Source organism: Paenibacillus farraposensis (assembly GCF_020736845.1).
Classification (GTDB): Bacteria; Bacillota; Bacilli; order Paenibacillales; family Paenibacillaceae; genus Paenibacillus; species Paenibacillus farraposensis.
The window spans coordinates 1-9328 of sequence record NZ_JAFFQR010000001.1 but is presented as its reverse complement, the minus strand read 5'-3'; the positions used below and the strand labels follow the sequence as shown (position 1 = coordinate 9328).

Sequence of the window (9328 nt, the reverse complement as noted above, 5' to 3'; positions counted from 1 at the left end):
TTTACCAGACCCAACGTTGCCGTGAAACTTGGCTTTAGCTTTTCTTAGGAAAAGCTTACCACGAGTCTAGCATATAATGCTAGACTCTTTTATTTTAGAATCTACCTTCTGGCCAGAATATAGCGCTCTTGCACCGCTCACTAATTCCCTCGTTTCCCCCACACACATCACATGGAAGATATGGGTAAACACCGCACTACCATTGACATAGAGTGCGATATAGGAGGACAAATTGATCTCCTGAACACCGCTCACTCCAGAGCCAGAAAATTCAGAAAAATTTTTTTAAAAAACTAGGATCATAATTCATCCGGAATTTGCCGATAGTGTGAAGGAATATCCTCGTCCACAACGAAGATTCAAAGACGAAAATGTTCGTCTTTCGTCTTTGAAGACGGACGTTTAACCCTTGATACTACTGGATTTTCCAATGACGACGACGAGACGACGACGGAGGGTGTTTCATGAAAAAATCTGTTACAATCAAAGAAATATCCGACCAGCTCCATATACCGCGCACCACACTGAACGAATGGAAACAGCAGTATAGCGATTTTCTTCCTTCCACCGGTGAAGGACGTTCCAAGCGCTTTATCGATCCGGACGCAATCGAAGTGTTCAAGACCATAGCCAAGCTCAAGAAAAGCGACCATTCCACGGAACAGATCTCCAGGCTGCTGCAGAACACAGTTCCCATGATGCACCAGATCGATCACCAGGAACCAGCTCCCTTTTTGAATGCGTTGGATCGGATAGCAGCAGAAATAAAAAAGACCAATGAGCTGAAAGAAAAGGAGCTGCAGATCCGGATGCAAGAAATGGAGCTGCAGCGGCAATTCATGAACCAGGTTGTTGAACAAGCCGCCGCATCCTCGCTTGGCAAGGCAAAACGCTGGTGGCCATTTAAGAAAAAATAAGGAGGTTCATACCATGAAGCACCCAAACCAAGATCAAGCAGCCAGGCTTCAGCAGAATTGTGCTGAAGGCGAAATCAAAATGGCCAGCACCGAACAGATAATGCAGAGCGCACAGCAAGGAATGTTCAAATATAGACGCACCTTAGATAAGCTCGCCAAGAATTAGGCGTGCTTTTTTCGCACACATTGCGAAGCAATGTATAAGTGCGCCCTTAGTTACTTTTGCTTCGCTCCAGTTACTTGGGACTACAAGCGAAGAAAGAGAAAATAGAAGAGGGCGTTATGCGTCCAAGTCTTTTGAAAATCTCTTTGTGTACTTAGGTTTACTAGATAGGCGATGGTATACCATTTGGTACGTTATTTGGTACGCGATTTGGTACGCAATTTGGGAAACCAACTCAACTCAAAAAAGGATCTCCCGCAATTTGCCCTCGCGGATCTCCCGTACAAACCCCTATCATGAATGAACGCCTTGCTTCCTCCTTTTCAGCAGATAGTGAGCGGTTGATTTTTTCCAGTTAAATTGCCGTTTTTAATACGAATTACACCGTAATCAGTGGGTCGATTATCGGCATTTGGCACCTTTATCCCCTGTTTTTCTGGTACCCACTTTTAGTTCCCCAAAAATGAGGGGGTCATTTTTTTTCAAAACCCGCATGGTTGAGCCATTCATAGGAGAAATATACCCCCCTTATTTTCGGGAACCAGAAATCTGTACTATTAACAGTTATATTCAACCAATAATGGTTTTTCAAAAGCCATTTTCCCCTTGATAAAAGCCCTCTGATATACGTAGAAATAACCCTGCATTGAGCAACATATGAGCGGTTATTTCACACATATTCGATGATCCGGACGCACGCTGCAGGTCTCCAGACGCCACCAGGGCAACATGGCTGCCGGAGAAAGATAAGCAGCCGGCTACGAAAGGAGCCGTGCGGCTGCAACGGCTCCTAATGGCTTAATCTATGCGTCTGAGACACAAAAAAAGAGCCGTGCTGATCGCAACGGCCCTCTTTTTAATCACATATTTAGTTCCAACCGTGGTTAGAAGGTGAAAAAGTTGTAATGGATCCGCCGCTGGTAAATCCGCTTATGGGTACTACAATACTAACAAGAGCGAATATCATCATCGCAGATACTAATGCCTTCTTCATGCTTCAACAGCTCCTTACAAAGGTTTTGATACTGCTCTATTTGCTCACTTGAAGCATACTCCCGGTAAACTTCAAACAGTACAACAAACTTTTTGAAATCTGCATCATTAATCGTATTATATGATGTTAAAAACAGTAAAATGAGCCCTACACAATCTGGATACCTTTGAAGTTTGGTATAATAGACAGCTCGATGATACGAGAATCTAATATAGTGAGTTCTATTGGTAGCGTCTTCGAGATTTCTAAAATCCTCAATTTTTTCTGAGAATCTTTCAAGTAGATCATCTACATTGACCAAATGAAGCGAAGCAGTCTCCATGATCGTGACGAGTCCGGGTAATAACTCTTCCGGATTGTCTTCTAAAAATTGAACATACTCAGACAGCACGCTCAACTTTCCGGATAGCAAATCATTGGTATACAGATTTGCTTTAGCAAAAAGTTTGAATCGCTCGACTTCTTCCCAGCCGAGCTTGTCCAACCCCGAAAACCAGCCCAATTCCGAATACTTCAAAATGTATTCTCTGGCCTGATCGTACAAACCGAGTTTTTGAAGCGCCGTTCCCTTGGCCAGATAGCTGAACCCGTAATAGAATACCAAAGGCCGTTCTGCCTTAAAGAGATAAGGAAGTCTCTGCGAGCGCGCTTTTTGCGCTTCGTTATACATTTCTTCAGAAAGGATGTGCAGATGGTCGGCTATATCCAATATATCTTGCCAGGCATGCTGAGCGAACCGAAGATGAAGTAATTCAATACACTTATCTAATCTATGATGATTGTTCAATAAATAAGTAGCATCTTTCCCTTCCAAAACCTCTTCCATCCAACTTCCTCCCATAGTTTATTCGTAATATGGAGTGTGTATGTACGCTAAGATGTGAGTTCCAGAAATTAGAGTAATCTATTACAAATATAGACATTTTCTATCCTATGGTCAATTTTTTTCTTACATAAATGCTAATTTTTTGTATCGTTTGATATGATAAAAGATTCGTTCAAGCTGCACGTCACTTGAGGTACAAAAAAGAAAGCCCCGAACCGGAAAAGGTTGGAGCTTTCTTTGTTTTATTAGGTAGTCTGAAGCTTTTCTTGTTTGTTAAATATTAGAGATCCCCAGGCGATGAAGCAGCGACTCCCCACACGTGTCCATCAACTTTATAATCGCCACCACGCCACTGCAATGTGTAACTTCCAGAACGCAAACCGTCGGTGATACCTTCATTGGTACTTTTCCAAGTAATTTCACCATGAGCTGGAATTTTCAGAGCAGTAATATACTCTTTATTGGATTGAATGTGCGATAAGCTCACCTTTACTGGATAGCTAGAATAATTCTTCATACGAAGTTTAACATGCCCATATCCTTTTGGAACCTCAAAGGAAGTTCCTACGGTCGCGCTTCCGCTTGCGTCGGAGTCAATGGTGTTTCCTACTCTTTGCGGAGTTACTACATGGTCACCAGTGGTTGTTGTACCAGCATCTTGTGTCGCTGCAGTAGATGTATTTGCAGAATCACTTACATCCGCAAAGATCGCACTAGGTACGGCAATAGCCGCTCCTAGTAACCCTACAGATAAGGCTGATGCAATTAAATGCTTTTTCTTCATAGATTTTCCTCCTTGGAAATTATATTGCAATATTGCAAGGCCATTATACCAAAAGATCCCACAATTATATCGTTTTGTTCAAAAAATAGTAGTATTGTCCCATTTTTGTTTTTAATTACATTTTTAACCTAAAATTAATATTTAATTACACCCACAGCATTAACACATTACTTAGCTCGCATATGTATATGTGAAAATCACCTAAAAACCCTCTGACGCCTATTCTAAGGCTTTTTCATATTCACCCCCTACTTTCATAAGGATAACCAACTAAAATCCGTCCTGCGGCTTCTGTGCGCGTTTGAAAAGGGTATAGAAAAGGAGCCGCGATGAATTTCACGACTCCTTCTCCTTTTACTCTACTTTTCTCAAATTCTGTACATCGTCATACATGCTTCCATATATCCGGACTTTCTTGGTGATGCAGCTCACCAGCCCGTGCATACCGGCACGGTTAGTCGTGATGTTGACCGTGTACGTACCGTCCGGTACGTTGATACCCGTGTAAAACTTCCGATCCTTGTACACGACTCCGGAAGCGGATTTTTGCGTAGTCACTGGCAGCTCCCAGGTCGCATGGTTCCGGTCGCCGCCTGTCTTCTCCAGCTTAATCGTCTTCACAAAATTCCCCTTGGAATCATGAATCGTTGCGGTCACCTCGTCAGGGCCGTAGTACACGCCCCCTACAGGCCGTGGCGTCCCTTCTAACCCTCTTGGCATCTTTGTCTCCCAATCGGTCGTATAAGCCGTTGTCGCCTTGATCTCGAAGCCGTAGCCTGCCCGTGTGACTTCGTTTGGGTTTAGCCCCCACTTCTTGGCATACGGAATGATCTCCCAGCTCCCCCGACTCTCCCGATCACTTTCCTTCGGTCGGTCCAGATCCGTCTTGATTCCCTGCTTAGTATTGAGCTGAGCTGCGATGGTTAGTTTCTCATTGTACGTTACGATCCGGTCACGCCAAATCGGATGACCACTCGTGTCATATCCTGCAATGTAAGTGTACGTGACGTTCCAGGACTTCGACGTGCTGGAACCTTTGCAGCTCGTGCCGCTGCCGTTCGGATCGATGACGAAACAAGCGGTAGAAGCAATATTGTTACCCGGGTTCGTGTCACCCACTTTTTCACCCTTCGGATCGACATGCACCGTGATATTGTGCATACCGGATTCTGTGCCCTTCCAGGTAAACGGCCCGACCTTCTGCGGCTGGTTTGCCGGCAGCGTCTTACGCGCTTCATAAACCGTCTCTCCGTCCGCTGTAAACCGGATGAGCACATCCTTTTGATCGAATTGACCAACATTTTTCACCTGGGCCGTAAGCGTGGAATGGCTCCCCTTCTGGATCGAGGACGGACTCGAAGTGATGGACTGAGCAATCAGGTCAAACGGCGGCTGCTCCACGGTCACCACAAACTCGGCCTTGATCTCGTTGTTCTCATACGCCTTCACAGGCGACTCCACGGCCTTGTTCTGATGGCTCGGATTATTCACGAACGCATCCACCTTGATGTAATATTTGCCTGGCGTAGTCCCCACCGGCGCACGCCCGATCATGTGGGAAAATTCCTGGCCCGTTTTGAGCTGCGATGGAATAGAACTGTTATACATGCTCTGCACGGTCAGATCCTTGCTCCCGGCGCCGCCGATCTTTACGGTGGCGATATTCGGAATCCCCCGACCATCTACATAGTCGGCAGTCTTAACAGTTTCCCCGACATACTTCCACTTGAGCCACACCTGGCCGCTGTCGGTGTATGTAAGCTTGGTCGGGATAAAGTCCATTTCCTTCGGCTGCTCCGGTAACTGGACGCGCTGAATGGCTGTACGCCCGTATCCGTCGTCGATCACCACATCGATGTCGCGGCCCAGCACGGTAGCCAATTCCTCATAATCCACCGTCAGGCTACCCGTCTGCGCGGCTGCGGTCGTATTGACCAACTTGCCGCCCGTTAAACTCACCACATTTTTAAAATCCGGAAACGCATCATGCTTCATCGCCACCAAACGTATGTTGCGTTCAGCCACGCCATAGCCCGTGTAATCGACGCGCAATTTTCCGGTAGCAGCCACGGCCTTCAGCACAGGCCACCTCGTAACCTCATACAACGCCTGGCGCTCGTCCTCGCTGATCTTGTTGGTTTGAGTAAATTTGATCCCCATACGCTGCACAAGGCCCGATGTACGAAGAAACTCAAAGTCCTGAACTTTATAATAAAATTCATTACCAGGAGAGAAAACCGGATCGTCTGCAGACTGAATGAACACATTCCTGAAATATGCCCGTTGCTTCGTTCCCACGGTCTGATCGCGCATGATCGCATCGAACATATCACCTAAAGCCGCCTGACTCTTATACACCAGCCCGAAGCCGTTTTCTCTGTCAAACTTCGGATCATCTACCTTCCGCTTTACGTTGAACACATCATAGCTGCTGATACTCGTTGACTTACCATCTGGAAAGGCGAAAATACCTGTCCAGCGTGCCAATTCCCAAGGCCTAACTACCGTCGCATTCAAAGCTGGTATAAACCCTCTTAGGTTCGTATCACTGTAATCATAATCCCATCCACCAGGAACATGACTTTTTAGCATGGGCACTCCTGCAGCTGATGCAATCGAAGAACCCATAATCATTAAAACTAAAGCAAAAGCCACTAAGCGCTTAATCATGTTAATTCATCCCCCTGTTACAGCGACTTAGCAGCTGCTATGACCTCTCCAAGAGTACCAGCAGTGCCAACCATTTTTTCGTTTTTTATGAGGGTGTGATCCACAACTGCGTCACCTGTTACATCGTCGAATTGACCATGCAAGGTTGGATGTTTTGTATCCAAAAATACAGAATATGCTTCAATGTAATTTTCTGCTGCATAGATTCTTGAAAACGAAATACTGCCCAAACCAAGAGGATATGAGTATTCTTTTCCTGGCGACAACTTTACCGTTTTACCATCACCGTAAAAGGAAGCTGTTGCATCTGCTGGAACAGTAAAAGTCACTGTGCCGGCGTTTACCCGTATATTGTTTTTGAAAAGAGACTTGGCCAATCCCGTCTTTTCTTCCCACTCAAACGGTTTGAAAAATGTTTTCGACTCTTCCGGTTTCTTCTCCGGTTGCTCCGGATCGGCCGCGCCGGTTCCCGTAGAAATGGCCACCAGCAGTTTAGCTTTATTCCAGTCCACTTGAGCACCCAACGCTTCGGAAACGAAGCGCAGCGGCACGTAAACACGATTCTTCTGGACGCGCGCCGGTACATCCAGGAGCAACTTATCCTGGTCACGGGTAACGATTGCGCTGTTGACCTTCATACTGATGCTTTTTCCGTCCTGGCTAATCAGCACAGTTTTGTTCTTATAGTCCACCTTCGCGCCCAAGGCCTGCGACACAAACCGTACCGGAATCAAAACCCGGTTGCTTTCCACATACGGCTTTGCGTCCGGAAAAGCTACAGCTTTTTGATCAACGGTGACCTTCGGTACCGGACTTGCAGCCAGCGCCGAACCCGATATACTGGAAGAAACTATAACCACACTAAATATTAATCCCATGAACTTTTTCATAACTTCTATCTCCCTTAAATTCAAATTTTCTCCTTCAATCAACCGTAGCATATGAGAATGAGTCGTGCGTGCCAAATTAGTATGAAATCGTATCAAATTAGTACCGTTTTGTATCGAAAAAGTATGATGTTTTTACGCTGACTGCACCGAAGGGACAATAAGACTGGTTGCCGTTTGGAACCCGTAGTCCTGCACGATAGAAACAGCCTGCTTGAAACCGATCTCGTACAACTCTCCAGCCGTGCCGATCTCCACCATAATTTCCTCCATCACCATTAGATCGTCCTGCAGCTCCGGATGCTTGTCGCGAATGCTTTGCAGCTTGCTTTCAAACTGCTTGAACAAAGATTCGTGCTCCTGCTCTTGCTGCAGCACAGCATCCATCATCAAATCTTCCATATTTTTCATCATTTCTTTCTTCAATGTAAACTTCATAGTGTACTACCTCCTGTGTGGGTTTTAAGAGATTCATCATATAAATCCCCCTGCACCCCCGGCTATCAAAATTTGATAGCCGACCGAAAATAGTCTAGGATGTTACAGGGGAATGCGTCCAAAGCTACGTCCGTCCCTTTTAGCGCTCCATACGGTGGTTCAGACCGTATGGAGCTATTTGTTTACCCCGATGCTTCACTCAATATTGTTTACTACTCTACCGCGTTGCTCCATTGGCATTTGTACAAAATATATCATTTGGTGAATATGTCCAGCGCTCCGATCCGCAAATTCAGCCATATTCAGCCTTGAGCGCCGATTTTACTCTCCGTGGAACAATGAATTGTGAGCGTTTTCCTTCGTCGGACGCGATCTTTCATTTTCGGCCGATTGCTCCCGATTACACCCCTACTCATCTTCACTAGCGCCCCACATCAACTGAACCGATTCCTTTAGATAACGCTGGTGATCCTCAATCGTGATGTTCTTCCCCTTCTGATCCTTGTAAACGACCAGGAGATACGCCAGCGCATGTCCCTCCGTTTTAAAGCCCCATTCTTTTTGAACCTTTTCGACTTCCGCTTTCACAGTCGGAAGAATCTTCATAGATTTCCTCGCTTTCGCTTCTTTGTCCACTTTTTAGCACCTCCTGTCTACAAATTAGCGCAAAATGGGGAAAAAGTCAACATTTTTTCCACTTTTGAGCTTTTACTGCTACAGTGCCGTCGCTTCGCTCCGGTTCCGTACCGTTCACCTCACCGTGTGGACAACGAAAAGCACGTTGACCACAAGCTTCGGTTCACGCTACGGCGGTGTGAACCACCTACAAGACCACCCACCGTTCCTCTCGCTACGCTCTCTTTCAAGCTAAAAAAGAACTTGACTGCGAGGTTCTTAATCGGCACGCTGGCATGGTTTGTCAGGCAAATGAGCATAGATAATCACCTAGTGCAGCCACAACAAACATGGCTGCACTATAAGTGATTATGTCACGCCGTGTACGGCTGTCGAGGGTTCCTCGCATCCATGCCCGACTACGGTTATACCGTCAGTGCCTTTTGACTCGTAAAGCCAATCCTACGAGCGCGCAACGCGCATGTGCACCGATCACCATTCCTTGCGGAATCCTGGCTACCTCCAGACCGATTATCAGCGTCCTCCCAATCTGTGACTGGCTCCCGCCTGGGCATGGGTAGGCGTTGAATGGAGTTGACGCTGATTCTCTGCATCGGCTCAGCTCACCGTACCCGTTGTTTTACGTGCCGGGCAGCTAGGCACATTGGCGATCACAGCCTGATTACCTAAAAAAGACAATAGGAAATCAAGCCCTCGAACACTATTTTTCAAAAAAATTAAGTGTTCGAGCGCCGGGGTATGAAGTTTTTATGTATGATTAAACACCGCGCCATTACTGGCACTGCGCTGAATCCGAAAACTAAAAGAGGCCCCTGATCCGCACATCTTGCGGATCAGGGGCCTCAACATATATCTTAATTCCTATTGAATCTACTGGCCAAAACCAGTACAATGAACCTAAGTTCATTTAATTTAATTGGAATACAAGTCATGTTTTCGCGTCCTGTTTCGCCGATGTAAGGATCGGTCTGACAGCAGCCTTGGTTTTACCAGACCCAACGTTGCCGTGAAAC

Annotated in this window: 8 protein-coding genes; 2 read left to right on the top strand and 6 right to left on the bottom strand. The window is 46.1% G+C overall.

Annotated features, from left to right (window positions below):
* Nucleotides 1–464 precede the first annotated feature (464 nt).
* Together JO375_RS00040 and JO375_RS00035 are read left to right on the top strand one after the other, a co-directional pair.
* Nucleotides 465–917, top strand: a complete 453-nt coding sequence (locus tag JO375_RS00040) for a MerR family transcriptional regulator (protein ID WP_229522562.1) — start codon at nt 465–467, stop codon at nt 915–917.
* Nucleotides 918–930: 13 nt separating this feature from the next.
* A complete protein-coding gene (locus JO375_RS00035) occupies nt 931–1083 on the top strand; it encodes a hypothetical protein (RefSeq protein WP_229522561.1) in 153 nt (50 codons plus the stop codon).
* 944 nt (nt 1084–2027) lie between these two features.
* Here the strand turns inward: JO375_RS00035 and JO375_RS00030 are convergent.
* The 6 genes from JO375_RS00030 to JO375_RS00005 all read right to left on the bottom strand — a co-directional run bounded on the left by JO375_RS00030 (nt 2028) and on the right by JO375_RS00005 (nt 8315).
* Nucleotides 2028–2900, bottom strand: a complete 873-nt coding sequence (locus tag JO375_RS00030; protein WP_229522560.1) for a DNA-binding protein — start codon at nt 2898–2900, stop codon at nt 2028–2030.
* A 280-nt stretch (nt 2901–3180) separates the two neighbouring features.
* Nucleotides 3181–3684 (bottom strand): hypothetical protein, encoded by a 504-nt coding sequence (locus tag JO375_RS00025; RefSeq protein WP_229522559.1) that lies wholly within the window; start codon nt 3682–3684, stop codon nt 3181–3183.
* A gap of 354 nt (nt 3685–4038) precedes the next feature.
* Nucleotides 4039–6354, bottom strand: a complete 2316-nt coding sequence (locus JO375_RS00020; RefSeq protein ID WP_229522558.1) for a CARDB domain-containing protein — start codon at nt 6352–6354, stop codon at nt 4039–4041.
* A gap of 17 nt (nt 6355–6371) precedes the next feature.
* Entirely contained in the window at nt 6372–7286 is a 915-nt protein-coding gene (locus JO375_RS00015) for a copper amine oxidase N-terminal domain-containing protein (protein WP_229522557.1), read from the bottom strand.
* A 90-nt stretch (nt 7287–7376) separates the two neighbouring features.
* On the bottom strand, nt 7377–7679 hold the full coding sequence (locus tag JO375_RS00010) for a hypothetical protein (protein WP_229522556.1): 303 nt from the start codon (nt 7677–7679) through the stop codon (nt 7377–7379).
* Nucleotides 7680–8087: 408 nt separating this feature from the next.
* Complete coding sequence (locus tag JO375_RS00005) at nt 8088–8315, bottom strand: hypothetical protein (protein WP_229522555.1); 228 nt, start codon at nt 8313–8315, stop codon at nt 8088–8090.
* Between the last annotated feature and the right edge of the window lie 1013 nt (nt 8316–9328).